This is a genomic window from Parabacteroides sp. CT06 (assembly GCF_002257605.1).
Classification (GTDB): Bacteria; Bacteroidota; Bacteroidia; order Bacteroidales; family Tannerellaceae; genus Parabacteroides; species Parabacteroides distasonis.
Genome location: NZ_CP022754.1, coordinates 3,818,154 through 3,844,592, shown reverse-complemented (window position 1 = coordinate 3,844,592; position 26,439 = coordinate 3,818,154). Strand labels below are relative to the sequence as shown.

The window sequence follows — 26,439 nt, the reverse complement described above, 5'->3', positions numbered from 1 at the left end:
TCAACTCAGATGCATAAAATGTCAAATACCTTACCAATACGATGAATCTTCTAAATATGAGAGAAGGAAGAGTGGTGAAAAGTTATGAAACGTGAATATTAAATAGATTATTATGTTTGATGGACGAAATATAACTTCAGGATTGCCTGATGAACTTGTTAAAGTTGTAGACTTTTTAAATGAGAAAGCGTCAGCAGGTGAATTTGAATTCAGTGATTCCGTATCCTATTGGGAAAACAATGAACATATTATCAATCCATCGGACTATAGTATGAGTGGGTGTTATTTTGCTGTCGCTCTCGCATATATAGCACATCTAAAAAGTGGTAATATTATTTTCGAGGAAACTAATAATATTGGGAGATGGGCGTGGGCATTTCATCTTGTTTCCGGAGTCTCAAGTTGGAGTCCAGAATTTATGAAAAACGTTATTCTGTCATTTGAGAGTAAACATGATAATACTGAAAATCTAATTCTTTGGGCTGTTCAAAAATACGCTAGTGCTTATTATGACAATGCCATTGTATTAATCTCAATATTGCCTCAGTACAAAACGAGCTGCCTTGCTGGTCTGATGGAAAATGATTTTGATAGGTATTACGCAGAATATCCTCCTGAAGATAATATGAAGGAGTTTGCAACTGCATTTGTAAAAACAAATCAAATTGCAGAGGAGTATGTTAATAAAGCTTTTGATATAGTTGTATCTAACACTTGCTTTAAATCAAGTGCAGCAATGGCTTTTTCCCTTTTTACGATAGGACGTTTGGTTGGCCAAAGAAAAGAAATATGTGAACAAAAGATTCTGGAAATGTTGCAAGGAGATCCGTCACCGTACATAAATCCTCTATGTAACTGGTTGTTTGTGCAACAAGGAGTTAGTCCATTTATAGAACAGAGTATCATATTGTTGGTCAAAGGGTTAAAAAGTGAGAATAAAGAGACTGCGCTCAAAAGTATTGATGACTCAATACATTTTCATTTTAAAGATGCAGTGTTTTTGACAAATATTTTCGTAGCAATCGCAAATTCTTTGACCCCAATGGATATCCTAAAGATGGAAGGAAGTCTAAGGTCTTTACATGAGAATGAGGATAACTTCATAAACTTTGTATTATCGTTTATTTTTCATCCCAATGGATTGTATCGTGTTGTCGGGCGAAGATTGTGGGATGATTATCATTTGGAATCTTCAAATTTTGACCCTCAAAAAGACTTGGATGAGAAATTGCAATGTTTATTGATTATAGAATTGCTTCAGGATTATGGCAATCCTGAGACTAGACTTCCAAAGTTATTGCCTCTGATTGAAAGTGAATTACCGAGCGTACGTAATGTTTTGATGAGTCAGTTAGTTCCATATTTGGATGAATATATGGGTCATGTAATCAAAGCTTTTGAGAAATTAAATATTGATAATGAGTCTGTTACGAAAATCCATTGGTATTTTGAGAAAAGGTCTGATGCAATAGATAAAAGAAGATCTCTTAAAGAAATGTCACCCAAATACGGTTATATGATAGAGTATCAAGAAGCTTTGAAAACTCAAAAACAACATTGGCAACAACAGATGAAGAAAGCTGATGAAAATCATAAGAGTCTTTTAAGTAGTATGATGAAGCACGTTACTTTAGCAAGAGGAGGAGGTTGGAGAGACGAAAATGGAAAAGTACAACACTTGGGATGCATACAATTTTCAATGCCATCAAGGCAATTGGCTCAGTCTATGACGCCAATGGAACAAGATAAGTGGATTAATGATTTATTAGTTGATTGGAATGAAAAGACGGGAAATAATTAAACAATATATTGAGTCTTTGAAAGAGGATCAAGAATTAGACTATATCTTTCCTATACTTCTGGAAAGAATGGGATACAGAGTCCTTTCTACACCGTGTCAATCAAAAGGGCAGTCACAATATGGACGTGATGTAGTAGCTATCAAAGGACAAAATGGGCAAAAAACACTTTTCTTATTTGAACTCAAGGGGTTCGGTGCAAAAGATATAACAGACAGAACTCTTAATGAACCGGATGGATTAATAGAATCTTTAAGGGCTTCTAAATACACGGAGTATGAAGACCCTTCTATTCCAGGCCTATCAGGATTTCCAAGGTATTATGTTTTTGTTCACAATGGCTTGATTGACGCAAATGCAAAACCTACATATTCTGGCTTCATTAAGAAAGAATTTCCTGACGGAAACTTTGAAGAGTGGGACATTGAGTTATTGACTACTTATTTCTCAGATTTTTTGTTTGATGAAACATTATTAACTGATGACGAGAGTTATCGTTTATTTAAGAAAATACTTGTCCTATTAGATGGAGAAGGTAATAATTATGAAGACATATCAACACTTGTTCAACTTCAATTAAAGAAAATTACATCGGCAAAGAAAGAGAACAGGAGATTAATCCTTAATACGTTCGCCTCATTGCGCCTAATTGCCCATATGGTTCATTATTACTCTGTTGAATGTCAGAATTTACTACCGGCCAAGTATTGTATTGACACTATAGTTCTAAAAACTTGGGCATGGATTCTTAAATCAAAAAAAGAGAATAAAAGCTCAATAATCAAACACTTTAATAGCCTTGTATTGTTGCAAATTCAGATATACGAAGAATATATCAATAAAATATTGCAAGTAGTCTTATTTCCAAAAGGACTATATAGTTTTGAATCCTCAGATACCGAGTATATGTTCTATCCGCTAAGATGCTATGATTTTCTTGGTGATTTAGTATATTTCTATTTTTTAACAAAATCTTATGCAGAGATTTCTGAAGATGAACTTCGTAATAGGTTGAATATCTTAAAAAATGTCATCGAAAACAATAATGCATGTACAATGCCTTTGCTTGATACTAATTCTATTGTCATTCAGATGGTATTCAAATATATGTATATGCATGCTGAGAATCAGGATGACATAAATAGTTTAGGTAAGTATCTGCTTTGTACAGTTATCAATCTGATGAAACGGTATGACAAACAAAAGATGTGGCCGGAAATGCACGGAAATAGAATAGCATTAGCAAAGAGTATCTACAAGAAAGATGAAGACTATCACTGTGATTCCTCTTTGCTCTTAATAGTGGCATTTGAATTGTTGGCATACTTGAATATGCCTGAGTTTTACTCAGCTCTTAAGCAGAAAGTAGATGAGTCTGAGGTGAACTTACAAATTGCATTTCCAATCACCGATGAATTTGATATAGAACAGTTACTCTTTGAAAAAAGATTAAATAATGAATTGGCCGTACAGACTGGTATAAAGTTACCTGAAACATTGAAAGATTTTCAGAGCCGTTTTGAAAAGAAATACAAATCTATTGCATATAGAACAGATAAGGTTGGATATTGGTTTTTGCGTGTGTTGGCTCACAAGTACTATGAAACGGATTTATTTCCTGATTTTCTAGGAAGAGCGTATTGTACGGAATAAGTATTAATAGTTAACACCTTTGGTGAAATGTCTTGTTGAATTTAGTTCAGATACTTCAGAATCTCATATGATTCGTTGGACTTGAATTATGGAAAACGATTCCTAAAAGAGTTCGTGAAAGCGAGTCAATAAATTTATAAACTGAATTCCCAAACACGCAAACAAACAATGGGCAATTTGTTTAAACTCATTGGAGTACTGTCCAGTCTTACATTTTACGCAGTGGACTGCGTATTTTTACGCACTACAAAGAGGATAGGCTATTTCCTATTTTAGGATGCCATTCGGAAGTTGGCAAAATCGCCTTTGGGATATGGCAGATTCATGTCGTTAAATTGGCAAGCGTTCAGACAATAGTTCTGTGTTCATCATCTAGTATCTGCATTTATGGTGGCCGACGTTACTCCAGGATACCACTTAAAAGCAAGAAAAGAGTTCACATAAGAGTTCATAAAAGAACCAGTAGGGTTCATGAAAGTGTTCGTAAAAGTACTACTGAAATACGCTTGCCTATGGTAATTGTCAAACAGAGGCTACAAAGGTATTACAAGCCCATCCAAAACATGATTGCGTGGAGAGTTAAGGTATTCTATAATCGCAATAAAGCCATATCCTGCTTGCCTGGGATTGGCAACTTTTCACGAGCGATTTATCGCTTGGGGTATTGAGTTACCCTAACTCAATAGAGGTCGTATAATGGGCAAGCCCAGGGCGCAATTAAGTGTACAAATTTCGCTTTTTGTCGAGAAAGACGAGGAAGAGGCTGGCGAAAAGAAAAAGTGCTTAAATAACGCTATTTTTCATCCAATCAGCTTGCTGGAAAATTGGCATTCTCAAACGGCCGATTGGTCGCTTGGGGTATTAGGCTCCCCATACAAGATAATGTCTGTACAACGGGCAAGCCCGTGGCTTAAAAAAGATGTGCTTTGAAGTAAAATGTTTGATATTTATGGCTTTGATTGACTGTCAAAGACGATTTAGAGAGAACAATTTTCGTATAAATGTGTATTTATATGGCAACTTAAATGGCATTAATGTCACATTTGGTGTTACAGTAGTGCCAATTCAGAACTTCTAAATTGTATCAGAACATTTAGCCAACAGAGAAAGTGAGCAAAAGGCTGAAATTAGTTTGGCATTTGGCATATCGTTTTGCCGGTACTCGAATATGAATTGTTCCAGCAGGTTTGCCGAAATATAACAGAAGCTCATATTGAAAAACAGCGAAAACAGAAATTATTGACAAAGTAAAGTGTCATTTTATATACCAATACAAAGATTGCTGTTTTGTCATAACCTTAATTGTACAGGCGGCAAAATCTATAAATGGCAGAAGAGGAACACTCTTTCCATACTGATTGCCATAACCTATTCCAAAGGAATTATCCACAAGGACGTTGGTAAATAAAATGGCAACGACCAGTTTCGAGAATTATCATGAAACCAGTCGTTGCGCTTAAACTTTAACATACATCACAATACACGCTTTTAGAATAAAGTCAAGTGGAGAGTCAATAGTGGTAATCCGGCATGAACCGATAAATGCCACGGCTTTCCTGAACCACCATCCGTTTGTTCGTGAGAAACTTAATTATCTCCACAATCTTGTTGTGATTAAATTTCGTTCCTGCCAGTTCGTAGGCAGTGGTCAGTTCTTCTTCCAAAGCCTTATATCCCGAAATCGTCTCTTTTCCGTCAAAAGCCAATTCGAGAGCCTTGCGATGGATGGCTTCGTGGATATCCCTATAAGGGGAGAACGATTCCTGCTTGGGACGACCTGCGCTCTTCTTTGTCGGCACATAGTCTGACAGAAGTTCGGGAAGTGATTGGGCATTGATGCAGAAGGCGAATGGCAGGAAGTCCTTTGAACGGGTATGCACACTTTCCACTTTGCTGATGTTGCTGTCGTCTTTGTCTTTATCGATTTGAATGATCGTTTCCGCTTTGTTGTTGATTTCCGTGCCAATGTGCCCTCGTGCATTTTCATCACTTTTGTTCTGATGAAGAATGGTGTGAAGATGAATCTGGTATTCGTCAGTCCATTGCATAAGTTTTGATATTACGCACGTGGCTTCGCTCGGAGAATTAATGTCATAAACCAAGTCACGGATTCCGTCAATCACCACGAAACCGAGACCCTCAATCTGACTGATTGCATCATCTATGATAGCCAAACGCTCCTTGGGGTTGAACTTGCGTAGAGAGAGAAAATAGAAACGGTCGCAATCCTCATTGGTCGGCAACTCCGCCAGTTTCATGATACGATGCATTACAATCATGCAGTGGTTTTGACTCTGTTCGGTGTCAATATAAAGGATGCGGTTCTTTCTATCGGGAAAATCTGTTGTGTAGTTAAGAACTTCCTTTCCGGACAAAGCAGCTGCCACCATTGCCGACACATTAAAAGTCTTTTTACTTTTTGCCTTGCCAATGGATGCACTGAAATTTCCCAATGTTCCGATAGCCACTCCGCCTATTTTCAGAACTTCCGGCTCTTGTTCGTACACCTTTTCCAAACTGAGCATGGTATCTTGCCATTTTGTGGCGACCTGAGTAAGATCTTGATTGGGTGCTATCGTTTCCATACTCACCAGTTTTTAGGATTGGCTTTGCGACGTGTAGTTGCAAGCATTCGGGCGTGTTCTTCCTCTATGCTTATAGGTGTGTCTCCTTTTCTTCCGCTTTCTAACCATTTGTCCAATTCATCACGATAGACAAACAGGTGCTTGCCTTGTTTAATGATTGGAATACCTCCATGTTTGGCTTTGTAATAAAAGGATGATTTTGAGATACCCAGATACTCGCAGACTTCATCAACGGTCATTGGAACATGGGTATCCTTTTTTACCTCGTTATGCTGCTGATGAAGTTTTTCTGTCAGCAGATTTTCCATACTTGAGATTCTCTCGCAGAGTTCGCCTACCACTTCCGGTAGGTCATTGAATGTTAGTTTATTCCTTTGCATGATATAACATTGTTTTGTTTAACATGCTGCAAACCAACACAATGATGTAACGCTGACAAACCTCAGAAAGCAATAATATTTCGGTCTGCGTTGAATAACCCTAATTGGTTGAATCTAAGTCCGATTCAGAGTCGTTCTTCATACATTTGAAGTGATAATCTCCGGTTTTAGGAATATCAAGTGCTATTTTGCAAACTCCGCATGTCCGGAGATTTTTAGACAGATATTTAATCGAAGCATCTTTTAGTTCATGTGGAAATATAGTATGTATGAATGTAGCTCTGTCTATAAGAGAAATACTCAATCTCTCTCCGATATTCCACACGAAATGCATCAGGTCGATAGAACGGAGTAGATTATCCAATACTGAACGGATTGGCTTATATAAATCAGGTCGTCCGTGCGCGAAATACTCTATATTTTCATGCAGAATTTCAAGATTTTCTTTTGAGAGAAATTCAGTCATTACAAATGTGGTATATTCATGAATGACACGCTTAATGTCTGCCTGCCTTTCGGCTTTTTTACGTTCAATCTCAGCCACACGTACTTCATAATTATCCATATAATCTTGTTTTACAACACTTTCTGCAACTAAATTTACCGGATTTATGTCCTTGGCGTTTGGACACTCTGGTTCAATCTCCTTAATTTGTTCAGTTAGTTCAACAGGAAGAGGTTTTACTTGCTTGCCAAAAGACAAACTCAATTCATTCTTTGTAATGAATCGGAAGAAGAAATGCTTAAGTACTCCACAGGCGAGTATCATTGCCGTAATATATAGAATAACTGGAGTGGAATATTCCATCAGGTTGATATGGCAATTGAGATATAAATAGGAGTCTGTTGCCCAGTAAAGAATGACACTTGCTGAAAGTATGAAACTGGTTCTTTGAGGAGAGATTTTAATACTATTCGTCATAAACTGATACTATTTGAGTTTTACAATAAGACAAATGTATATGCAGATTTCCAAATAGTTGCAGTTTGCGATGGATAATCGTTTAGAATTTAAGAAAAAATATGCTCAGAATATGATTTGATGCAAAATATCATACTCTGAGCGATAAAGACGGGATTATTTGGACTTTAATTCTTACTTGCGGATTAAAGAGATTCTGTTGCTGGCTTCACGCTTGTTGCTGTCCACAACTTTCATGTACCGTTGTGTCGTGGTAATACTTTTATGTGCCATGTTACTTTGAATGGTACGTATGTCTGTGCCGGCTGCTCCTTGAAGTGTTGCGTATGTTCTTCGGTAGGAGTGGAAAGTGATATTCTTGGTAATACCGGCTTCGCGAATCCACTCTTTCATGGGTTGCTGTGTCCAACTTCGTTTCAATCCTTTAAATACTAATCCGGTTTTTTCCGGAGAATAGCCGATTAATTGCAGGGCTTCGTCACTGATTGGAATGATGTCCTCTGTTTTGGTCTTTTGGGTAATTGTATGGACACATTTTCCTCCAGCTGCAAAGTCAATGATTTCATGCCATTGCAACGATAGTATGTCGCTGATTCTAAGACTGGTCAGACATGAGAACAATGCCGCTGTTTTCAGAATTGGCTTTTTGCAAGGTGTTTCTGCCAATTTGTATAATTCTTCCACACTTAGATAATCTTTTGGAGTATCTTCTGTTTCGATTTTATCCAAAAAGTCATTGATATTGGTTTTGATTAGCCGATTGCGATAAAGGATTTTCAAAAGTCCCCTGAATGTTGACCAATAGCCGGAAGCAGAGTTCTTTGAAATGTGACCGTCACGCCTGAGTTGCTTGGCATTTAGCAGATACTCACGAAACTTATTACAAAGGTCAATATCAATTTCTTCAAAAGTACATTTGCCATGAACGAAGTTGTAGAAATGGTGGTATACAAATTCCCACTTTTGGTCATGCTTACGAAGTTGCCTGCGGTAGTATTCCAGAAAATCCGCTTTGAGTTTGTGCCTGTCAAAGAAATCATACCTGTCATTTACGATAGATTCAAAGCGTCTGCATCGGATGGCTTCTGCCTTTTCCGACATAGTGGCATTGAAGTTACGTTCACGCTCATTCTTGGGATTGGCATAAATATAAATGTTCAATCCTTCGTGGCGGATGGTCTTCATTGTTTCCTGGTCACGATAGCCTGGATAATAATCCAGATAGTAAGAAAGCATCCCGTTTTTCAAAGGACGTGTTCTCAATGTTACTGTTTTACATTCTAACATGGTTACAATTATTATTAGTTTATACTTGATTTGCTGCAAATGTCCGTAATGACTTGACGCAGACAATGCTCATTTTTAGAATCATTTTCTGGTCTGCCTAAATTCAGACTTAGGCTTATTTTCTGACGCCCATTACATGATCAAATTCCACTTTCAGGAACCTGACGAAACGCCCTTTCTTCTCACGTTTGATTTCGTGGAACTGCAGAATGCCATAGACAGAATCCCGTGTGAGATTGTATCTCTTCATGGCTTCTTGCACGGTATAGTATTCCGAAGCATTATCTTCGGCAGTCTGCTTGGATAGGTCAAAATGTAGCTTCGAGTAGAATATCTGACCGTGTTCTTTCTTAGACGGGATGTTGTTGCGATAGACATGGGAGCGGATGGCAACCCGACTCATCCCATACTTTTGTTCTATCTCTTCGGGAGTGTACCATTCAGTCAGATCATTATCTGTCTTGTATTTGGCAAAAGCAGCATCAATGTGCTTTTTGCTGTAATAGTTGAACTGGCGGATACGGATTTTGGGGATATTGTTCTCTCTTGTATATGCCCAAATCCATTTTTGCGATACTTTGTACTTTTCGGAAATTTGCTCGGCAGTGTAGTACTCAGTTATATCAAGATCATCTTTTACTCTTCTTCGTTCATAGGGGCGTGTTTTGAGCATCAGTTCAATATCGGCTCTGCGAATGATTGACATCCTTGCACTGATTCTTGAAGCTCTCAACTTATCCTCTTTGACAAGCTTGTAAATGTATTGACGAGAAACGCCCATCAACTGTGCGGCTTGTGCAAAAGTAAAGTAGTCTTGATGGTCAAGTTTACTTTTGACTTCTATCAAATCCTGTAACTCACGAAGTTCGAGTCTTCGTTCTCTCATACGGTGTTTGTAGCCTTGACTGGCACATTGGTGACTACAATAATTGGTGGTAGTTTTCTTCGCAATGAATGGCTTACCACACCATTTACAAATTCTTTTTACTTCCATGTTGTTTTCTCCATATTTTTAGTGAAACCATATAGTTTTAATTTCGCTTTTTGTCTACTTATGTAAACCATTGTCAACACATGTTGTTGACTACCTCAGTGTGACATCGGAGTCAAACCTCGATTTGTTTCGTGGTAGAAATACGGTAGAAAAATAGGGTGGACAACCGCCTCCGACTGCAATCAGCCGGATTTTGGACAAATAAAAAAGCCACTGATTTACAGTGGCTTCGTTATAGTTGGTTCTAATTCGTTGCAGTCAGTTATGCGCAATCACTTTCCGATGCAAAAATGCTGAAATATATTCCCCAACACCTGATCCGTCGTAACCTCTCCTACGATATCCGATAAATGGAATATACACTCCCGTAAATCTTGCGAGATGAAATCCCCGGAAAGGCTGGAGTTCAAACCTTCTTGTACCCTATGTATAGCTTCCAGCGCATGCGTAAGTGCCTCGAAGTGGCGGGCATTCGTTACGATGATGTCGCTTTGGTGGAGGGTGGGGATGGAAGAGACTTCCGTGAGGAGTTGTTGTAGCTCTGCGATATGCAGCTTGCCTTTGGCGGAAATAGCGATTTGATGCCAGCCTTCGGTGGGGAAAGAGAAGGTTGGGAGAGAGGATGCGGGTAATACATCGCATTTGTTCATCGCTAAGATAACAGACTTATTCGTTAATCTCGGAGCTATTTCTTGATAGAAAGCCTCGAAATCTTTGAGGTCACGGGTTAAGTCGTACATGAGGATGACGATTTGCGCTTGGTCTAGAGCCTTGAAACTACGTTCAATACCGAGAGCTTCGATCGTATCGCTTGTTTCACGGATACCGGCGGTGTCGATGAAACGGAAGAGCTGGCCGTTGATATTGATCGTATCCTCGATAACGTCACGGGTCGTTCCGTGGATGTCGCTGACGATCGCTTTATCCTCGTTCAACAAGGCGTTTAGTAAAGTAGATTTGCCGGCGTTCGTCTCACCGATGATGGCGACGGGAATACCGTTTTTGATCGCGTTACCTACGCTGAAAGATTGGGCGAGTTTGGAGATGACCTGTTCGATATGATCCGCAAGCGTGCGAAGCTCGCTACGATCAGCGAACTCCAATTCCTCATGGTCACTGAAATCCAGTTCCAATTCCATGAGAGAGGTGAAATGGAGCAGCTGGTTCCGAAGTTCGGCGAGTTCCCTACTGAAACCACCTCGCATCTGGCTTAGAGCCAAACGATGTTGGCCGGCCGAAGTGGAGGCGATTAAATCCGCAACGGCCTCCGCTTGGCTAAGGTCCATCTTGCCATTCATGAAAGCACGTTGCGTATATTCACCCGGTTGCGCTATACGGCATCCGCTGGAGATAAGGGATTGCAGGATTTGTTGTTGGATATACGTCGAGCCGTGGCAGGTGATTTCCACCGTATCTTCCCCCGTGAAAGAATGGGGGGCACAGAAAACAGCGGCGATCACCTCATCTATGGTTTCGTCATTGTTACCGACGATGGAACCATACGTTAAGGTATAAGCCTTTTGGGTAGATAAACTTTTACCTGCCTTCTTCGGCCGGAATATCCGATCACAAATCTTGAAAGTATCCGGTCCGGAGACACGAATCACTGCGATTCCTCCTACTCCCGGAGCTGTAGATATAGCGCAAATTGTACTCATTCCGTCTATTAAACCGTTATTAATTCATACGCTTGAGAACCCAGTCCGATTTCTTCCGCATAATGTAGGCCGGCTTGCCAGTTCGTATCCGGATGAATCAAATGGAATTTATCCTCTCCCTCAAGGTGTTCGTGAGGATGAGCCTCGGCTAATTTATTACCTCCGATGATAGGAGCGTTGATAACCATATCGGCGCAAGCCTTATCCAAGGCCACCGGATCGAAAGACGCGGCGATCCCCAAATCAGGGATGATGGCGGCATCGTTATGATTCCAGCAATCGCACTCCGGAGATACGTTCATGATAAAACTAACATGGAAATGGGGCTTGTCTGATAATACGGCTTTGGTGTACTCGTCGATCTTGTAATTCAATCGCTCGGAAGTATCACCTTCGCCCATTACGGCACCGTCGTATTGGCAAAGAGCCACACATTGCCCGCAACCTACACAACGCTCGTAATCAATTTCGGCCTTTCGGTTGTTATTCAAATGGATGGCATCGTGAGCACAGTGCTTTACACAGATGTTACAGCCTTTACAAGCCTCCGTATCGATACGAGGCTGTGAGGCACAATGTAATTCCAGTTTACCGCCTACGCTGGCGCATCCCATCCCGAGGTTTTTCAGCGCACCGCCGAAACCGGCTTGCTCGTGACCTTTGAAATGGTTCATGGAAATGATGATATCGGCATCGGCGATAGCGGCACCTATTTTCGGGGCCTTGCAATATTGCCCGTCGATCTCGATTTCCCGGTAGTCCGTACCTTTCACGCCATCGGCGATGATAACGTTGCAACCGGCGGACATGGGATTGAACCCATTTTCCATGGCGCTTTGAAGATGATCGACAGCGTTGGAGCGACGGCCCGAGTATAAGGTGTTACAATCGGTAAGGAACGGTTTCGCGCCTAATTCACGTAACAGGCTTACCAAGCGAGCGGCGTAATTAGGACGAATGTATGCCAAATTCCCCGGTTCGCCAAAGTGGATCTTAATGGCTACAAATTGATTTTTGAAGTCGATATTGGCGATACCGGCACGTTTTACCAGACGTTCCATCTTATCCAGCAGGTTGCTGCTGGGGGTCGTGCGTAAATTAGTAAAGTAGACTTTGGATGTATTCATCTTTTTATTGGTTTAGTGTTGACAAAGGTACGAAAAACACGGAACATTTTTTATATTCGCGTAAAACAGATTTGTATATGGACTTGCTTCAGCGGAATCATCAGCTATTGTTGAAAGGAATAAATTGTACATTCCTGCGTTATTTGCATGCACGGATAGAGTGGGAGGATCGGTTAATCGGCATCTTCGGCTCTCGAGGGGTTGGTAAGACTACCTTGTTGTTACAGCATATTAAGTTGAAATTTGAAGATTCACGGGAAGCCCTGTATGTGAATCTGGATGATTTCTGGTTTGAGACACATTCATTGACCGATGCGGTTAAGGAGTTCCTGCAAGCCGGGGGGCATTATTTGTTTTTGGATGAGATCCATTTCTATTCGGGCTGGATGGAAGAGGTCTCAACTTTATTGGATGCCAACCCCGCCTTAAAGATTGTTTTCGCTACCACTTCTTTGTACTCGCAGACAGAGGTGCGGAACGGGTTAAGGCATGAGGCTGCTTTTTATACCATGCATCCGATGTCGTTCCGTGAATTCCTTTCTTACGAAAGCATTCTGGATAAAGATCCCATTCCGTTGGAGGATATCTTAGCGAACCATCATGATTTGGTGAAGGAGATCAATGCGGAGATGAATATTGTGCCGATTTACCGGAACTATCTGGAACATGGATGTTATCCTTTTTATTGGCAAGACCCGGATATGTATTATTTCCGTCTGCAAGAATTAGTGAGAAAAGAGATTTGCCGGGATTTGCCTTCGGTGGTTTCTATTTCGATGAGTAATCTGGAACGAGCTCAAAAATATTTTATGATGGTGGCTGAGTCGGCTCCTTTACGTCCGAAATCGATTGATGTAACCCGTAAGACAAATATGCTTCGTCAGCAAAGCGATAGCCTGTTGCGTTTCTTTCATGATGTGAGGCTTATTTATTACTCGGCAGACCAACTGGGAACCACTCCGGCCAAGCAGAAAGTCTTTATGGGGGATACCAACTTGCTGATCTCTTTTTTCGGAGATAAGGAGAATCGGCAATTGATGTGTGAAACCTATTTCTTAAGCCAGATGCGTTCCGTGGCGAACGTGGAATTCATGGAGAACGGAGATTTCTTGATTGGCGGTAAATATATCTTCGCCGTAGGTGATCCCTTAAGGGGATATGATCGTCTCCGCTTCGTACCCGACGCTTATGCGGCTATCTACGGGTTACCGAAAAGCGTGTTTAACCGTATGCCGGCATGGATATTAGGATTTAGTTATTGAGAATTTAAAAATAGGATTGCTATGTTAGAATGCATGAAGAATAGAAGAAGTATCCGTAAATATACGGATCAGGATATCCCGGAGTCTTTGCTGAATGAATTATTGGAAGTGGCTACTCGTGCCTCGAATACAGGAAATATGCAATTGTATAGTGTCGTGGTTACCCGCGACCCTGCGAACAAGGAGAAACTGGCTCCGGCTCATTTTAACCAACCAATGATTACGGGAGCCCCGGTGGTACTTACTTTTTGTGCGGATGCGAACCGTTTCGTGAAATGGGCGGAGTGCAGGAAAGCGGAGGCCGGATTCGATAATTTACAAACGTTTATCGCTTCGACGATAGATGCGATGTTGTTCGCCCAGAGTTTCTGTAATGCCGCTGAGGAAAAAGGCTTAGGCATTTGCTATCTGGGTACGACGGCTTATAATGCGGACCAGATCATTGAGGCGCTTTCTCTTCCCCGTCTGGTTGTCCCGATCGTTACGGTTACGGTGGGTTATCCGGCAGAGCCTATACCCGCTCAAGTAGAACGTTTACCATTGGCGGCTGTGGTACAAAACGAGACTTATACGGACTTTACTCCGGCTTCCATCGATGCCTTGTATAGTGAGAAAGAGGCATTAGAGGTGAATAAGCAGTTTGTAAGGGAGAATAATAAGGAAACACTGGCGCAGGTCTTTACGGACGTACGCTATACGAAGAAAAATAGTGAACATTTCTCCGAGGTGCTCTTGAAGGTATTGAAACAACAAGGATTCATGAAGTAAGCCCTAATACTTCTACCTTATAGTTCATAAAGAGTCCACTCTCGAGTACGCCTGTAATCGACTTGAGGGTGGATTCTGTATTTTCAGGGATATAGTCCATCCATACGTCAAGGATCATATTGCCATTCTCGGTAATGATCGGTCCATCCTTACCTTGTCCCATACGAAGTTTTATCTCACGGGGGTTCAAGCGATGGAGCCTGTCTTCTACATGGGTGAGGGCTTCCGGAAAAATCTCTACTGGGATCGGGAATTTAGCTCCCAACCTCTCCACTTTCTTGGAAGGATCGACGAGTATATAGGTCTGCGGACTGGAACTGATCAATAGTTTTTCCTTGAACATGGCGCCTCCACGCCCTTTGATCAAGTTAAAATGGGAATCTACTTCATCAGCCCCATCGAAGGTCCAGTCCGGCTTGTGGGAAAACAGGCTGGTAACCGGAATGCCTAGCTGGGCGCAAGTCATCCGGATTTCTAAAGAAGTGGGGATCGCCAAAATGGAAAGACGTTCCGTTCGGATACGTTCCGCTATGCGAGTCAACGCTAGATAGGAGGTCGAACCGGAGCCAACGCCTATGACTTGTCCGTTTTCGACTTTAGATGCGATAAGATCCGCTATCTTTATTTTATCTTCCTTATGGGAGATCTGATTTCCCCATTCCAACGTATCGATTAATGAATGATCCCACTTCATGGTCTTGATATTATTATATACGGTCTAATACAGTTTCAATCAGTTTTTCCAAAGAACCTTTATAATCCGTATTCATATGATTATCCACACGTCCGGCGATAATACAGCATACGGTCATTGCCCGGTGTCCCATGAGAGCGGCCAGACCAGCTAAAGAGGAGCTCTCCATCTCGAAGTTCGTAATCTTTCGCCCGTTGTAATCGAAAGCCTCTATTTTCCGGTTCAATTCCGGATCGGTCAAGGGCAATCGGAGCTCACGTCCTTGCGGCCCATAGAAGCCATTGGCCGCGATAGTCGTTCCCCGGATAATATCATTACGGGTGATTTGCTCGATCAACGATGGATCTGCCGATACGACATAAGGCCATATGCCGCTAAGCCGCCAATCAAGCTGTTTTATTAATTCAGATTCCAAGTCTGCGTCACGAACGGAATTACTATTTGCGTAGAAATAAATGACTCCATCGAATCCGATCGATTTCTCCGCAGCTACATAAGTCCCAATCGGGACAAATGGCTGTAACCCTCCGGAAGTCCCGATACGGACTAGGGAAAGTTGCTTGAATTCCGGCTTGATCGTACGGGTTGAGAAGTCAATATTAGCGAGAGCGTCCAGCTCATTTAATACGATATCGATATTATCTGTACCGATGCCATGGGATACAACCGTGATACGTTTTCCCTTGTATTGGCCCGTGATAGTATGAAACTCCCGGCTGGAAACCTCACATTCCTGAGAATCAAAATAGGAAGCGACGGTTGTAACCCGTGCGGGATCGCCAACAAGTACCACACGATCCGCGAGTTGTTCTGGTTTTAAATGCAGGTGGAAAACACTACCATCTGAATGGATCGCTAATTCTGAAGCGGGGATTGTTCTCATATTCGATCAGCTAATTAAGTTTACTTTTAATCATAAAAGGGCAAGGTGCGACCCTGCCCTTGGAGATAGTTCCATGTATATAACTATTTTAGTCCTTTAATGGTTTTGATGGAGTACCGGTCGGTTTAGCTATCGCTTCACGCATAGAAGTGTCCGCCTCGATGTTCTTCATCTTGTAATAGTCCATTACGCCTAGGTTTCCTGTGCGGAAAGCGTCTGCCATTGCCTTGGGAACTTCCGCTTCTGCCTCGATCACCTTGGCACGGGCTTCTTGAGCTTTCGCCTTCATCTCTTGCTCGAGGGCGACAGCCATCGCACGACGTTCCTCGGCTTTCGCCTGAGCGATATTCTTATCCGCTTGAGCTTGGTCCATTTGCAAGAAAGCGCCGATGTTCTTACCTATATCGATATCGGCGATATCGATGGAAAGGATTTCGAAAGCTGTTCCGGCGTCAAGCCCTTTGCGAAGCACTAATTTCGAGATGGAATCCGGATTTTCCAATACAGTCTTATGGCTTTCGGATGAACCAATGGAAGATACGATACCTTCACCTACACGGGCTAAGATCGTCTCTTCTCCTGCACCACCCACTAATTGCTTGATATTCGCACGAACGGTGACACGTGCCTTGGCGATTAACTGGATTCCGTCTTTCGCAACCGCTGTTACCGGAGGGGTATCGATCACTTTCGGATTTACCGACATTTGTACAGCCTCGAATACGTCACGTCCGGCCAAGTCGATAGCGGTAGCCATCTGGAAAGGAAGGTCGATATTCGCTTTTGACGCGGAAACCAGCGCATGCACTACTTTCTCGACATGTCCACCCGCTAAATAGTGCGCTTCCAGCTCGTCGCGTGTAAGCGTCTTTATTCCTGCCTTATGCGCTTCGATCATCGCACGAGTGATGATGTAGGGAGGAACCTTTCGGATACGCATCAAGAATAACTGGATCAAGGAGATATTGACTCCCGATACTTTGGCCGAGATCCATAACAGGAACGGCACATAATAGAAAAAGATTGCCAGCAGAAGTACTGCGGCCCCCAATAGGATAAGTGGCAAAAAGGTTATTTCCATATATAAAAAATTAAGCGTGAATATTTGTTTCTTCTTTAGGACGGACAATTACGTTGTAACTGTCTACCCTGATCACTACGATCGGCGTGTTCTCATCGATTAATTCGTCTTGAGATTTCGCTTCCACGTTAATACCTTTAATCCGGGCCTTGCCGATAGGGGCTAAGCGTGAGAGCGTGATCCCCTCGTCTCCGGGTTCTATTCCGAGATCCCTGCTGGATGTCAGCTTGGAATCGATATCTGTCTTTAAAGCGATCTTGTTAAAAGACCGGGAACGCAATAACCAAGCGAAGATTACTCCGAATGCAATGATTGATAAGGATAAAGTCAGATGCCCTACCCACATACCTACCGTATAAGCGAAAACGACTCCGCCGATAGCGAAAATAGCCCCGCCTATACCCGCGAGTGTTATTCCCGGAAGAAGGAATATCTCCGCCAGTATCAGTAGGATGGCCGCTACCATGAGGAAGACGATGATGGCTATGTCCAGTAGCATAGTTCTTCTTATTTATGGTTGTTTCTTAGGTATACGATCTCTGCGTTACGTGCCTTTTTCTCCCATTCGTCCGGTTGGCCGAGAAGGTTGTTTAACTTTTCTTCCGCATCAAGAATCGTAGGCTTCAGTTGTTCTCGCTTCGCCTTGTTCCCTTTGATGTAGCTGGCTCGTAAGCTCTCTAGTTTCTCATTTAACTCCTTGATCTGTTTATGGATGGAAACTACTTTCTCGTAGTAGTTCTTCGCTTCCGGACTTTGGATATCGTCCAAGGTGTAATAAACGATATCATTATGGATCGGGAACGTGAAATCTTTCTTTATCTCTATACGTCCATAAGGAATCTCGGTATGAGCTAAATGAATAAGCTCTTCGTAATTCGATCCGGGTTTCCATGAATCCTTGATCGAGGCAATAGAGGCCCGGGCACGTTTTAGTTCGATATCCTCGCTATCTACTCGCTCGCGGTTGTCATTCGGAATGAATAGGTATACACAAACTTTTCCTTCCGGTTGATAGCGGTCGGAAACGAACCATCCCAATTGCTTGGCTTCGTCGATCACCATCATGTAATCGTTAAACGGGGAGTTATAGGGCATGCCCAATTGCTCCGGTGTAAGATAAGTATCGGAATTGATGTTGTAACGAGTGACGAATAAATCATATCCGCCCAGAGAGCCGTTCCCTTTGGATGCGTAATAAATCGTTACGCCATCGGATAGCACGAATGGATACCCATCGTCGGCGTCACTATTGATATTCATCGGTAACTGTTTCTCGTCTCCCCATTGATCCATGAGCTTGGATTGGGTAAAAAGACAATTGTGGTTACCGTCTGTCGAGTGGGCGTAATAAATCTTATCCCCCTTCTGGTTCATGTATACCGATGAGTTGCCCGGATCGTTAGTCTGGAAGAAATCTTGGTAAGTGGTCAACGTACCGCTTTCCTCGCTTAAGGTATAGGCTGATAAGAAATCATCTTTGTCAACAACCAAGCTATCGATAATCTGGACATTCTCTACCTTATCAAGCATACGGCTTGCTTTGTTCGCCAAGTCCATACGGATTTGGTAAGGTTCCACATCTTGTTTCTTTTTTGTTAGGAGGGTGATGTATTCGTCGAACATCTCCTCGGCTTCGTTAAAACGATAGGTCTGGTAGTATACTTCTCCAAGGTATCGATAAGCGTCTTGTACCCTACGCTTTACGGCGACCTTAAGATGTTTCTCCGCTCCTGCTAAATCTCCGGTCTCGAAACAGCAAACACCATACCATTGATTATAAGAGGCATTGCTTGGCGCTTGTTTCACTAGTTTCTCGAACACAGGTTTGGCTTCTGCGTATTTCCCGTCGTTATATAATTTTTTTGCCTGATCAAGACTTTGCGCATGTAGTTGCATTCCTCCGCATATGAGTGTAACTCCTAGCGTATAAAGCAGCTTTTTGGATAACCGTTTCATTTTGTCTATTCTAGATTATATATAGTTATGCAGTTTCAAAGATAAGAATATTTTTGTAGAGGCATACAAATCGAAAAGATAAATATATAATTTTGCGCCCGTAAAGGAAGTATATGGCAAAATTGACAGAGGACGAACGTTTGTTTCGCAAGATAGAGGATAAGATAAAGAGAGCGATTTTCGACTATGGCTTGATCAATGATGGCGACCGGATCTTGGTCGGGTTGTCCGGAGGAAAAGATTCCTTGGCCTTGGTGGATTTACTGGGGCGCAGGTCGAAAATCTATTGTCCTCGGTTTGAGGTCGTGGTAGCACATATCGTGATGACGAATATCCCTTATTGTTCGGATCGGGAATATCTTAGAAGTTGCGCAGAGGAGCATGATTTGCCTTTCATTGTCCATGAGACAAGTTTCGATCCTTCTACGGACACTCGCAAATCCCCCTGCTTTTTATGCTCTTGGACTCGCCGGAAAGCTTTGTTTGAGATCGCTAAGGCTCATAAATGCAATAAGATCGCTTTAGGCCATCATCAAGATGATATCCTTGAGACGCTGTTGATGAACCTGACCCACCAAGGGGCTTTCGGGACAATGCCTCCCCGGTTGAGAATGGATAAGTTTGATATGGAGATCATCCGTCCGATGTGTCTGGTGGAAGAGAGGGAGTTGATTCAGGTCGCCGCATGGAAAGGGTACCGGAAACAATTGAAGAACTGTCCTTATGAGTCGGGTTCCAGTCGTTCGGATATGAAAGAGCTGCTGAGAAGTCTGGAAGCGATCAATCCGGAGGCTCGTTACAGTCTTTGGGGGAGCATGACGAATATACAAGAAGATTATTTACCTCGAAAAATAAGATAATATGCAAAGTGTTTATACGATTTTATTGTTGATCGTGTCTAATATTTTTATGACATGCGCTTGGTATGGTCATTTGAAGATGAAGCAACAGTTTAGCTGGTTCGAGCATCTTCCTTTGTTTGGCGTAATCCTGTTTAGTTGGTTTCTCGCTTTTTTTGAGTATTGTTTCCAAGTACCGGCGAATCGCATCGGTTTCCGGGATAACGGGGGGCCGTTCAACTTGATTCAATTGAAAGTGATCCAAGAGGTGATTACGTTGGTGGTATTCGTGGCCTTCAGTACCATTGCTTTTAAGGGGGAGTCGTTTAAATGGAACCATGCGCTTGCTTTCGTATTCTTGGTAGCGGCGGTTTATCTGGTTTTCAAGAAATAAAGTCGTTGCGTTTGGCTTTGATAATCAGCGGAAAACCTTGATGCCTATTGTAAGATGCTTACAATGCCTATTCAAGCATGTTTATAATGCCCATTGTAAACACCTTATAATGGGCATTGTTAAAACGCTATATGATCTGTTGGCTCAGATGTGTAAATATAGCTTCGGTCTCATCCGGATGGAACCATGTTATTTCTGGGTCCCGTTTAAACCAAGTCATTTGCTTCCGGGCGTAGACCCGGGAGTTTCGTTTGATTTTCTCCACAGCGAGGTCTAATGTCCATTCTCCGCTGAAGTAATTGAATAATTCTTTATAACCTACCGTGTTCAAGGAATTCAAATGACGGAAGGGATAAGCCCGGCGAGCCTCTTCCAATAATCCTTCGCTCATCATTAGATCTACACGTTGGTTGATGCGGTCGCATAATTCGTCGCGATCTCTATTAAGCCCTACTTTGATGATCCGGAACGGACGCTCTTTCTTAATGTTCGTGCGGAAGGAGGAGTAAGGCTTGCCTGTCATCCGGCAAATCTCTACGGCATGGATCACTCGTTTATAATTATTCCGGTCCACTTCCTCATAATGGACAGGGTCTGCTTCTTTTAATTCAGCGAGGATAGGGGCTAGTCCCTCGGTTTCAAATTGCATGTATAGGGCATCCCGGATCTCCGGTGTAACTGTCGGGATATCGTCAATACCTTTACATACGGCATCGATGTACATCATAGAGCCTCCGGTCATTACGACGGTCGGGATCGTTTTATGTAATTCGGATAGGAGGGAGACCACGTCTTCCTCGAAGTTGCTGGCGCTGTAATAATCGGTAAGCGAGAGAGTGCCTACCATATAATGCTTGACACGAGCCATTTGTTCCGGTGTTGGGGCAGCCGTGCCGATCGGAAGGTCTTTATAGAGCTGACGGGAGTCGGAAGAGATAATCGGAGAGCCGAAACGTTCCGCCACTTGGAGGCTTAACTCGGTCTTTCCGACTCCTGTCGGCCCAAGTAATATAACGAGGGAATTCATCAAAAGCGCTCGTCGTCGTAAGGATTATCCATCGGGCCTTCGCCTAAACCGTCGAAGCCGCTTTTGTCTAATTCGTCCATATCGTATTCGGAATCCCCGTAAAAATCTTCTCCTACGTCCGTACTGCCGTTCTTAGCCTCGAACTCATCGAAAGAAACTATTTGGGCGGGAGGCGTACCTACCGATTTGCTGCAAATAGGAGCATCCAAGTCTTTTCCCGGAACGATCTCACGAAGTTCCATGAAGAAGGCACGTTCGGTCATATAATCGAAAACGAAAAGTAGTTTTTGGTGCTCGTCTTCCAACAATTCTTCCAGTTGAGTATCGGCCATGACATAGCTGTCTTCCTCGGAAGAGGTATCCATCTCCACTAATGTGATCTCTGTCTTTTTACTCCAGTCATCGTCACATATGAAGAAAGAGGTCATTTGATCCTTTGTATAACCTACAGAGTCGAGAATGGCGTTTTGCAAATCCAAGAAAGTAGACTCGGAATCAATCTTGATCTCGCGCTTGAAGTCATCTGCTTCATCTGATAGGATTAGAAATCTAAATAGCATAGTCGTTTAGTTTTATTATTGCCTCAAAAGTAGTAAAAATATGGATATACCCAATATACGTCGCTATAAATAATGAAAGAGGGTGCGCGTCTGATCCCTGTATCTGAGGCGACCGTCGTAGCTTCGTCTTCAACCTTCGTCAAAGAGACGGAACCTGCGGCTGAGATATTAGTGGCAGTTGTCACCTTGAATAGGTAATTGTAATATGGGTAAATAATAAAAATCACAGTATCAGATATCAATCTTTTGCATTTCGCCCGAAAAGACATATCTTTACGACACCGCCCGCTATTGGGCCGTAACTTAAAACCTATCAACTATGGATAAAAAAGAGGAGGATCAACGCATGAAAGAATTAAAAGACCGATACATACGTTTCGATTGGGCGATCAAGAGACTGCTCCGGCAAAAAGCCAACTTCGGTGTGCTGGAGGGTTTTCTCACGGTTTTTCTTGGAGAGAAGATTACCATCGTGGAGCTACTGGAGAGCGAGGGTAATCAACTGTCATGAGGATGACAAGTTCAACCGGGTGGACATCAAGGCGCTTAACGACAAGGGAGAGATCATCATCGTGAAAATACAAAATATTCGCAAGCTATATTATCTCGAACAGGTACTCTATGGCGTGGCGAAAACCATAACCGAGTACATATCACTGGGCGAGGACTACCTTTATCACGGGCAGAATCATTTCATCGGCGTACATACCAAGGATCAATTGGTAGTCAACACGAAAGAGAGGAGCGTAATTGTCTCCAAGCTATCCCCCGAGATTTTCCCCGAATATATACTCATACGGACCAATAAGTTCGATAAGATAGCCGTCACTTCCCTAGAAGAATGGATGGACTACCTTAAAAGAGGAACAATTCGTCCTGACACCATGACTCCGGGATTAGGCGAGGCTCGAGAAAAATTGAGATACTACTCCATGCCCCCCGAGGATAGATACGCTTACGACGAACACCTGAATGCGGTCATGATACAAAATGACGTATTGGATTCGGCGAAGCTTGAAGGATACCTGGAAGGACTAGCGGAAAGTAGAGCGGAAAATAAGGAGAAAGGTAAGGCGAAAGGACTGGCAAAAGGCGAGACAGAAGCGAACCTCGAAAACGCCAAGAAGATGAAAGCCATGGGGATCGATCTTGAAATGATCCGGCAGATCACGGGAATTACCCTATAAATAACCTTTTGGTGACATAAATAGCGAATCGGCGCAAACCCCTCATTGTAAGATGTGGATTTGCGCTGATTTGTTTTTGGTTGTCCGGATGTTTGTGTCGCTTATTCGTCGATCGAACCTCTTACGATACCCCGGCTGGAAGACTTGATGAAATTGAGGATCAAATCCCGTTCCTCGCTAGGCTCGTACTCGGTCTCGATCGCTTTCAGCGCCTCCGTATTATTCAAGCCTCGGGTATACAGCGTGCGATAGATGTCTTGAATCAAGAATACCTGCTGATTCGTGAATCCCCGGCGACGTAAACCTACGATATTGATACCGCAATAAACGATCGGATCACGGCCGATCAAGGTATAAGGAGGGATATCTTTTCCGATACGAGAACCGCCTTGTACCATCACGTGCTTGGATATACGCGTGAACTGATGCACCAAGGAACCTCCGCTTACGATAGCGAAATCATCAATCTCTACCTCCCCGGCGATTTGCGAAGCGTTACCGATGATAATATGGTCTTTTAAGACGCAATCATGGGCCACGTGCGAATAAGCCATGATTAAGCAATTGCGACCTACCACGGTCTTACCTTTGGAAGCGGTACCCCGGTTGATCGTCACGCATTCGCGAAGCGTCGTGTTATCTCCGATTTCCGCCGTCGTGGTTTCCCCCGCGAATTTCATGTCTTGAGGGATACCGGCAACGACCGCTCCCGGGAAAATATTGCAATTTTTACCAATCCGTGCGCCATCCAAGATAACGGCGTGAGAATATATATGGCAATTATCACCGATTACGACATCTTTCTCAATCACGGCAAACGGATCGATAGTTACATTCTGGCCGATCTGGGCCTCTGGATGAACGACTGCTAGAGGAGATATATTCATTATCGTACTTTATCTTATTATTTGTTTTTTACAATCTGAGCCATGAACTCGGCTTCACTAACCAATTTATCACCAACGAATACATACCCTTTCATGGTAGAGATCCCGCGACGGATCGGTGCCAATAATTCCAGACGTAAGATCAACGTATCGCCCGGAACGACTTTTTGGCGGAATTTCACGCCATCTATTTTCATGAAGTAGGTAGAATAGCGCTCTGGCTCATCTACGGAATTCAAGACTAGCAAACCACCTGTTTGTGCCATAGCCTCAACCTGCAGGACTCCCGGCATGACCGGCTCCTGAGGGAAATGCCCTTGGAAGAACGGTTCGTTGGTCGTGATGTTCTTTACGCCTACGATATAGTTCCCGCCAACCTCGATGATCTTGTCAACCAATAAGAACGGATAGCGGTGCGGCAATAATTCACGGATACGGTTGATATCCATCACCGGCTCACGGTTCGGATCGTATACCGGGGCTTGCACCTCGTTCATCTTGATATCCTTGCGGATCATACGAGCTAACTGGTTATTGATCTTATGTCCCGGACGGGTAGCGATCACACGTCCGCGGATCGGCTTACCGATCAAGGCGATATCTCCGATCACGTCGATCAATTTATGACGTGCCGGTTCGTTATCGAATACAAGCGGCTTGTTATTGATATAACCTAATTCCTGCACGTTCTTGTGAGGGATGTTCAGCATATCCGCCAATTTGTCCAAAGATTCTTGCGGTATCTTCTGGTCGTAGATAACGATCGCATTGTCTAAATCGCCACCCTTGATCAAGTTATTGTTGAGCAACATCTCCACTTCGCGTACGAATACGAACGTACGTGAAGCCGCCAATTCTGTCGGGAATTCGCTGAGATCGTTCAACGTGGCGAATTGGTTGGAAAGCACGGGCGAATCGAATGAGATCAATACGTTCACGCTGAACTTATCATCCGGAAGGATGATCAACGAAGAACCGGTTTCCTCATCTTTTACCTCGATCTTGTGCTTTACGATATAATAATCCTTCGGAGCGTTTTGCTCAACAACCCCTGTCTTTTGGATTTCCTCGGAGAAGAAGCGAGAACTTCCGTCTAGGATCGGAAACTCGGGTGCGTTTACCTCGATCAAGCAGTTATCGATCTCATAAGCGTATAAAGCCGCCATCGCGTGCTCGATCGTACTTACTTGAACGCCATTCTTGCTAAGCACCGTACCCCGTTGTGTATTAACCACGTTCTCGGCCAAGGCGTCAATCGTCGGTTGGCCTTCCATATCGACACGTTTGATCTTGTATCCATGGTTCTCGGGTGCGGGATTAAACGTAATCTCTATATCTAATCCGGTATGCAACCCTTTTCCTTTCAAGGAGAAACTTGCCGCAAGCGTTTTCTGTTTTTGCATAGGTCTTTATTGTTTATTAATTTCTTTCTTGAGTTGTTCGATCTCCCGTTGCATTTGCCCCAGCGAGCGGTATATATCCGGAAGACGGTTGAAGATCGCGCTGGAACGCATGAAGTTCTTAGCGTTGATCGCCGGCGCCCCGAGCAATGTCGTCGCTTCCTTCACGTCGCTGATAACGCCAGCCTGAGCTCCGAATACGACGTGGTCCGCCACATGGATATGTCCGGCCAAACCAACTTGTCCGCCAAACATACAATGCTTTCCTACTTTTACGGAACCGGCGATGCCGACTTGCGCCGCCATCACGGTATTCTCGCCTACCTCCACGTTATGAGCGATTTGTACGAGATTGTCCAGCTTAACGCCTCGGTGAATGATCGTAGAATCCATCACCGCACGGTCAATTGTCGTATTGGCTCCGATCTCTACATCATCCTCGATAATAACGTTGCCTAATTGCGGGATTTTCTTGTAAGTCTCACCTTCGGGAGCGAATCCGAAACCGTCAGCCCCGACTACGCTACCGGCATGAAGGATACAATTATTGCCGATTATACAATTCTCGTAAACGGTGGCATGCGGATAGAATACGCAGTTATCTCCTACCGTCACGTGATCACCGATATAAGCGTGCGGGTATACCATACAGTTCTTACCCATTTTCACGCCTTCTCCGATATAGGCGAAGTTACCGACATAACAATCATCGCTCACGGTCGCGGAAGCGGCGATAAAAGCGGTAGAATCAACCCCCTTCTTTTTGCTCTTCGATTGCTCTACCAGATTTAATAACATCGCGAGCGCCGCGTAAGCGTTCTCTACTTTTACAAGTGTGGCTTTTATCGGTTGTTCCGGTTTGAAATCATTATTCACCAAAACAATGCTTGCCTCGGTATTATAAATATGATGCGCATATTTAAGATTCGCCAAAAAGGTCAATGTACCTGGCTTTCCTTCTTCTATTTTAGAGAAGTTACTGACTTTTACGTTCGGATCTCCTTCGATCGTTCCGTTCAGGAAGCCGGCAATTTGTTGGGCTGAAAACTCCATTACTTATTCAATTATATATGTATCTTCGTTGACTGTCCGCTGT

Annotated in this window: 25 protein-coding genes and 1 pseudogene; 9 read left to right on the top strand and 17 right to left on the bottom strand. The window is 43.1% G+C overall.

Annotated features, from left to right (window positions below; all coding sequences use genetic code 11):
* Nucleotides 1–112: 112 nt before the first annotated feature.
* From CI960_RS17090 to CI960_RS17080, 3 genes are all read left to right on the top strand, one after another.
* Complete coding sequence (locus tag CI960_RS17090; protein ID WP_005854347.1) at nt 113–1,801, top strand: hypothetical protein; 1,689 nt, start codon at nt 113–115, stop codon at nt 1,799–1,801.
* Nucleotides 1,779–3,452 carry a hypothetical protein gene (locus CI960_RS17085; RefSeq protein WP_005854348.1) on the top strand — a complete coding sequence of 558 codons (1,674 nt, stop codon included), beginning with the start codon at nt 1,779–1,781 and terminating at the stop codon, nt 3,450–3,452. Before CI960_RS17090 ends, CI960_RS17085 begins: the two co-directional genes overlap by 23 nt.
* Before the next feature lie 696 nt (nt 3,453–4,148).
* Nucleotides 4,149–4,382, top strand: a complete 234-nt coding sequence (locus CI960_RS17080) for a hypothetical protein (RefSeq protein WP_036628616.1) — start codon at nt 4,149–4,151, stop codon at nt 4,380–4,382.
* 581 nt (nt 4,383–4,963) lie between these two features.
* Here the strand turns inward: CI960_RS17080 and CI960_RS17075 are convergent.
* From CI960_RS17075 to CI960_RS17045, 7 genes are all read right to left on the bottom strand, one after another.
* Nucleotides 4,964–6,037 carry an AAA family ATPase gene (locus CI960_RS17075; RefSeq protein WP_005854350.1) on the bottom strand — a complete coding sequence of 358 codons (1,074 nt, stop codon included), beginning with the start codon at nt 6,035–6,037 and terminating at the stop codon, nt 4,964–4,966.
* Between the two features lie 2 nt (nt 6,038–6,039).
* Entirely contained in the window at nt 6,040–6,417 is a 378-nt protein-coding gene (locus CI960_RS17070) for a helix-turn-helix domain-containing protein (RefSeq protein ID WP_005854351.1), read from the bottom strand.
* A gap of 100 nt (nt 6,418–6,517) precedes the next feature.
* Nucleotides 6,518–7,339: a hypothetical protein gene (locus tag CI960_RS17065; RefSeq protein WP_005854352.1), complete on the bottom strand. Its 822-nt coding sequence runs from the start codon at nt 7,337–7,339 to the stop codon at nt 6,518–6,520.
* A 174-nt stretch (nt 7,340–7,513) separates the two neighbouring features.
* The gene (locus CI960_RS17060) at nt 7,514–8,626 is read right to left on the bottom strand and encodes a site-specific integrase (protein ID WP_005854353.1); all 1,113 of its coding nucleotides are present in this window, start codon (nt 8,624–8,626) and stop codon (nt 7,514–7,516) included.
* A 115-nt stretch (nt 8,627–8,741) separates the two neighbouring features.
* Nucleotides 8,742–9,620, bottom strand: coding sequence for a helix-turn-helix domain-containing protein (locus tag CI960_RS17055; protein WP_005854354.1), 879 nt, complete (start codon nt 9,618–9,620; stop codon nt 8,742–8,744).
* Between the two features lie 272 nt (nt 9,621–9,892).
* The gene (gene mnmE, locus CI960_RS17050) at nt 9,893–11,278 is read right to left on the bottom strand and encodes a tRNA uridine-5-carboxymethylaminomethyl(34) synthesis GTPase MnmE (RefSeq protein ID WP_005854355.1); all 1,386 of its coding nucleotides are present in this window, start codon (nt 11,276–11,278) and stop codon (nt 9,893–9,895) included.
* An 8-nt stretch (nt 11,279–11,286) separates the two neighbouring features.
* A complete protein-coding gene (locus tag CI960_RS17045) occupies nt 11,287–12,405 on the bottom strand; it encodes a DUF362 domain-containing protein (protein WP_094582512.1) in 1,119 nt (372 codons plus the stop codon).
* Nucleotides 12,406–12,482: 77 nt separating this feature from the next.
* Here CI960_RS17045 and CI960_RS17040 point away from each other — a divergent pair, with 77 nt between their 5' ends.
* Both CI960_RS17040 and CI960_RS17035 read left to right on the top strand, forming a co-directional pair.
* A complete protein-coding gene (locus tag CI960_RS17040; protein WP_005854357.1) occupies nt 12,483–13,667 on the top strand; it encodes an AAA family ATPase in 1,185 nt (394 codons plus the stop codon).
* A gap of 21 nt (nt 13,668–13,688) precedes the next feature.
* Nucleotides 13,689–14,435, top strand: a complete 747-nt coding sequence (locus CI960_RS17035; protein WP_005854358.1) for a nitroreductase family protein — start codon at nt 13,689–13,691, stop codon at nt 14,433–14,435.
* Here the strand turns inward: CI960_RS17035 and rpiA are convergent.
* The 5 genes from rpiA to CI960_RS17010 form a co-directional block, all read right to left on the bottom strand.
* A complete protein-coding gene (gene rpiA / locus CI960_RS17030; protein ID WP_005854359.1) occupies nt 14,425–15,129 on the bottom strand; it encodes a ribose 5-phosphate isomerase A in 705 nt (234 codons plus the stop codon). The genes CI960_RS17035 and rpiA overlap by 11 nt on opposite strands.
* Nucleotides 15,130–15,142: 13 nt before the next feature.
* Complete coding sequence (locus CI960_RS17025; RefSeq protein WP_005854360.1) at nt 15,143–16,012, bottom strand: nucleoside phosphorylase; 870 nt, start codon at nt 16,010–16,012, stop codon at nt 15,143–15,145.
* An 88-nt stretch (nt 16,013–16,100) separates the two neighbouring features.
* Nucleotides 16,101–17,093: a flotillin-like protein FloA gene (gene floA / locus CI960_RS17020; RefSeq protein ID WP_005854361.1), complete on the bottom strand. Its 993-nt coding sequence runs from the start codon at nt 17,091–17,093 to the stop codon at nt 16,101–16,103.
* A gap of 10 nt (nt 17,094–17,103) precedes the next feature.
* The gene (locus CI960_RS17015; RefSeq protein ID WP_005854362.1) at nt 17,104–17,592 is read right to left on the bottom strand and encodes an NfeD family protein; all 489 of its coding nucleotides are present in this window, start codon (nt 17,590–17,592) and stop codon (nt 17,104–17,106) included.
* An 8-nt stretch (nt 17,593–17,600) separates the two neighbouring features.
* Complete coding sequence (locus CI960_RS17010) at nt 17,601–19,049, bottom strand: tetratricopeptide repeat protein (protein WP_005854363.1); 1,449 nt, start codon at nt 19,047–19,049, stop codon at nt 17,601–17,603.
* Nucleotides 19,050–19,162: 113 nt separating this feature from the next.
* Here CI960_RS17010 and CI960_RS17005 point away from each other — a divergent pair, with 113 nt between their 5' ends.
* Nucleotides 19,163–19,909, top strand: coding sequence for a tRNA 2-thiocytidine biosynthesis TtcA family protein (locus tag CI960_RS17005; RefSeq protein WP_005854364.1), 747 nt, complete (start codon nt 19,163–19,165; stop codon nt 19,907–19,909).
* Between the two features lies 1 nt (nt 19,910).
* Nucleotides 19,911–20,282, top strand: coding sequence for a DMT family protein (locus tag CI960_RS17000; RefSeq protein ID WP_005854365.1), 372 nt, complete (start codon nt 19,911–19,913; stop codon nt 20,280–20,282).
* A gap of 127 nt (nt 20,283–20,409) precedes the next feature.
* Here the strand turns inward: CI960_RS17000 and miaA are convergent, their stop codons facing one another.
* Nucleotides 20,410–21,309, bottom strand: coding sequence for a tRNA (adenosine(37)-N6)-dimethylallyltransferase MiaA (miaA, locus tag CI960_RS16995; protein ID WP_005854367.1), 900 nt, complete (start codon nt 21,307–21,309; stop codon nt 20,410–20,412).
* Nucleotides 21,309–21,869, bottom strand: a complete 561-nt coding sequence (locus CI960_RS16990) for a hypothetical protein (RefSeq protein ID WP_005854369.1) — start codon at nt 21,867–21,869, stop codon at nt 21,309–21,311. The genes miaA and CI960_RS16990 overlap by 1 nt, the downstream gene beginning before the upstream one ends.
* 72 nt (nt 21,870–21,941) lie before the next feature.
* Between CI960_RS16990 and CI960_RS23795 the strand changes: the two genes are divergently transcribed.
* Both CI960_RS23795 and CI960_RS16975 read left to right on the top strand, forming a co-directional pair.
* Nucleotides 21,942–22,067: a hypothetical protein gene (locus CI960_RS23795; protein ID WP_005854371.1), complete on the top strand. Its 126-nt coding sequence runs from the start codon at nt 21,942–21,944 to the stop codon at nt 22,065–22,067.
* Between the two features lie 148 nt (nt 22,068–22,215).
* Nucleotides 22,216–23,056: pseudogene (locus tag CI960_RS16975) on the top strand (PD-(D/E)XK nuclease family transposase).
* A gap of 101 nt (nt 23,057–23,157) precedes the next feature.
* Here the strand turns inward: CI960_RS16975 and lpxA are convergent.
* Genes lpxA through lpxD form a run of 3 tightly spaced genes read right to left on the bottom strand, consistent with a single transcriptional unit; the run spans nt 23,158 to nt 26,396 of the window.
* Complete coding sequence (gene lpxA, locus CI960_RS16970) at nt 23,158–23,943, bottom strand: acyl-ACP--UDP-N-acetylglucosamine O-acyltransferase (RefSeq protein WP_009018102.1); 786 nt, start codon at nt 23,941–23,943, stop codon at nt 23,158–23,160.
* 17 nt (nt 23,944–23,960) lie between these two features.
* Nucleotides 23,961–25,346, bottom strand: coding sequence for a bifunctional UDP-3-O-[3-hydroxymyristoyl] N-acetylglucosamine deacetylase/3-hydroxyacyl-ACP dehydratase (locus CI960_RS16965; protein WP_005854379.1), 1,386 nt, complete (start codon nt 25,344–25,346; stop codon nt 23,961–23,963).
* 6 nt (nt 25,347–25,352) lie between these two features.
* On the bottom strand, nt 25,353–26,396 hold the full coding sequence (gene lpxD / locus CI960_RS16960) for a UDP-3-O-(3-hydroxymyristoyl)glucosamine N-acyltransferase (protein ID WP_094582508.1): 1,044 nt from the start codon (nt 26,394–26,396) through the stop codon (nt 25,353–25,355).
* Nucleotides 26,397–26,439 lie beyond the last annotated feature (43 nt).

What these genes read in the sequence shown, in the direction of transcription:
- CI960_RS17090 (WP_005854347.1), top strand. Translation starts at nt 113, where the DNA reads ATGTTTGATGGACGAAATATAACTTCAGGATTGCCTGATGAACTTGTT.
- CI960_RS17085 (WP_005854348.1), top strand. Translation starts at nt 1,779, where the DNA reads ATGAAAAGACGGGAAATAATTAAACAATATATTGAGTCTTTGAAAGAG.
- CI960_RS17080 (WP_036628616.1), top strand. Translation starts at nt 4,149, where the DNA reads ATGGGCAAGCCCAGGGCGCAATTAAGTGTACAAATTTCGCTTTTTGTC.
- CI960_RS17075 (WP_005854350.1), bottom strand. Translation starts at nt 6,037, where the DNA reads ATGGAAACGATAGCACCCAATCAAGATCTTACTCAGGTCGCCACAAAA.
- CI960_RS17070 (WP_005854351.1), bottom strand. Translation starts at nt 6,417, where the DNA reads ATGCAAAGGAATAAACTAACATTCAATGACCTACCGGAAGTGGTAGGC.
- CI960_RS17065 (WP_005854352.1), bottom strand. Translation starts at nt 7,339, where the DNA reads ATGACGAATAGTATTAAAATCTCTCCTCAAAGAACCAGTTTCATACTT.
- CI960_RS17060 (WP_005854353.1), bottom strand. Translation starts at nt 8,626, where the DNA reads ATGTTAGAATGTAAAACAGTAACATTGAGAACACGTCCTTTGAAAAAC.
- CI960_RS17055 (WP_005854354.1), bottom strand. Translation starts at nt 9,620, where the DNA reads ATGGAAGTAAAAAGAATTTGTAAATGGTGTGGTAAGCCATTCATTGCG.
- mnmE (WP_005854355.1), bottom strand. Translation starts at nt 11,278, where the DNA reads ATGAGTACAATTTGCGCTATATCTACAGCTCCGGGAGTAGGAGGAATC.
- CI960_RS17045 (WP_094582512.1), bottom strand. Translation starts at nt 12,405, where the DNA reads ATGAATACATCCAAAGTCTACTTTACTAATTTACGCACGACCCCCAGC.
- CI960_RS17040 (WP_005854357.1), top strand. Translation starts at nt 12,483, where the DNA reads ATGGACTTGCTTCAGCGGAATCATCAGCTATTGTTGAAAGGAATAAAT.
- CI960_RS17035 (WP_005854358.1), top strand. Translation starts at nt 13,689, where the DNA reads ATGTTAGAATGCATGAAGAATAGAAGAAGTATCCGTAAATATACGGAT.
- rpiA (WP_005854359.1), bottom strand. Translation starts at nt 15,129, where the DNA reads ATGAAGTGGGATCATTCATTAATCGATACGTTGGAATGGGGAAATCAG.
- CI960_RS17025 (WP_005854360.1), bottom strand. Translation starts at nt 16,012, where the DNA reads ATGAGAACAATCCCCGCTTCAGAATTAGCGATCCATTCAGATGGTAGT.
- floA (WP_005854361.1), bottom strand. Translation starts at nt 17,093, where the DNA reads ATGGAAATAACCTTTTTGCCACTTATCCTATTGGGGGCCGCAGTACTT.
- CI960_RS17015 (WP_005854362.1), bottom strand. Translation starts at nt 17,592, where the DNA reads ATGCTACTGGACATAGCCATCATCGTCTTCCTCATGGTAGCGGCCATC.
- CI960_RS17010 (WP_005854363.1), bottom strand. Translation starts at nt 19,049, where the DNA reads ATGAAACGGTTATCCAAAAAGCTGCTTTATACGCTAGGAGTTACACTC.
- CI960_RS17005 (WP_005854364.1), top strand. Translation starts at nt 19,163, where the DNA reads ATGGCAAAATTGACAGAGGACGAACGTTTGTTTCGCAAGATAGAGGAT.
- CI960_RS17000 (WP_005854365.1), top strand. Translation starts at nt 19,911, where the DNA reads ATGCAAAGTGTTTATACGATTTTATTGTTGATCGTGTCTAATATTTTT.
- miaA (WP_005854367.1), bottom strand. Translation starts at nt 21,309, where the DNA reads ATGAATTCCCTCGTTATATTACTTGGGCCGACAGGAGTCGGAAAGACC.
- CI960_RS16990 (WP_005854369.1), bottom strand. Translation starts at nt 21,869, where the DNA reads ATGCTATTTAGATTTCTAATCCTATCAGATGAAGCAGATGACTTCAAG.
- CI960_RS23795 (WP_005854371.1), top strand. Translation starts at nt 21,942, where the DNA reads ATGAAAGAGGGTGCGCGTCTGATCCCTGTATCTGAGGCGACCGTCGTA.
- lpxA (WP_009018102.1), bottom strand. Translation starts at nt 23,943, where the DNA reads ATGAATATATCTCCTCTAGCAGTCGTTCATCCAGAGGCCCAGATCGGC.
- CI960_RS16965 (WP_005854379.1), bottom strand. Translation starts at nt 25,346, where the DNA reads ATGCAAAAACAGAAAACGCTTGCGGCAAGTTTCTCCTTGAAAGGAAAA.
- lpxD (WP_094582508.1), bottom strand. Translation starts at nt 26,396, where the DNA reads ATGGAGTTTTCAGCCCAACAAATTGCCGGCTTCCTGAACGGAACGATC.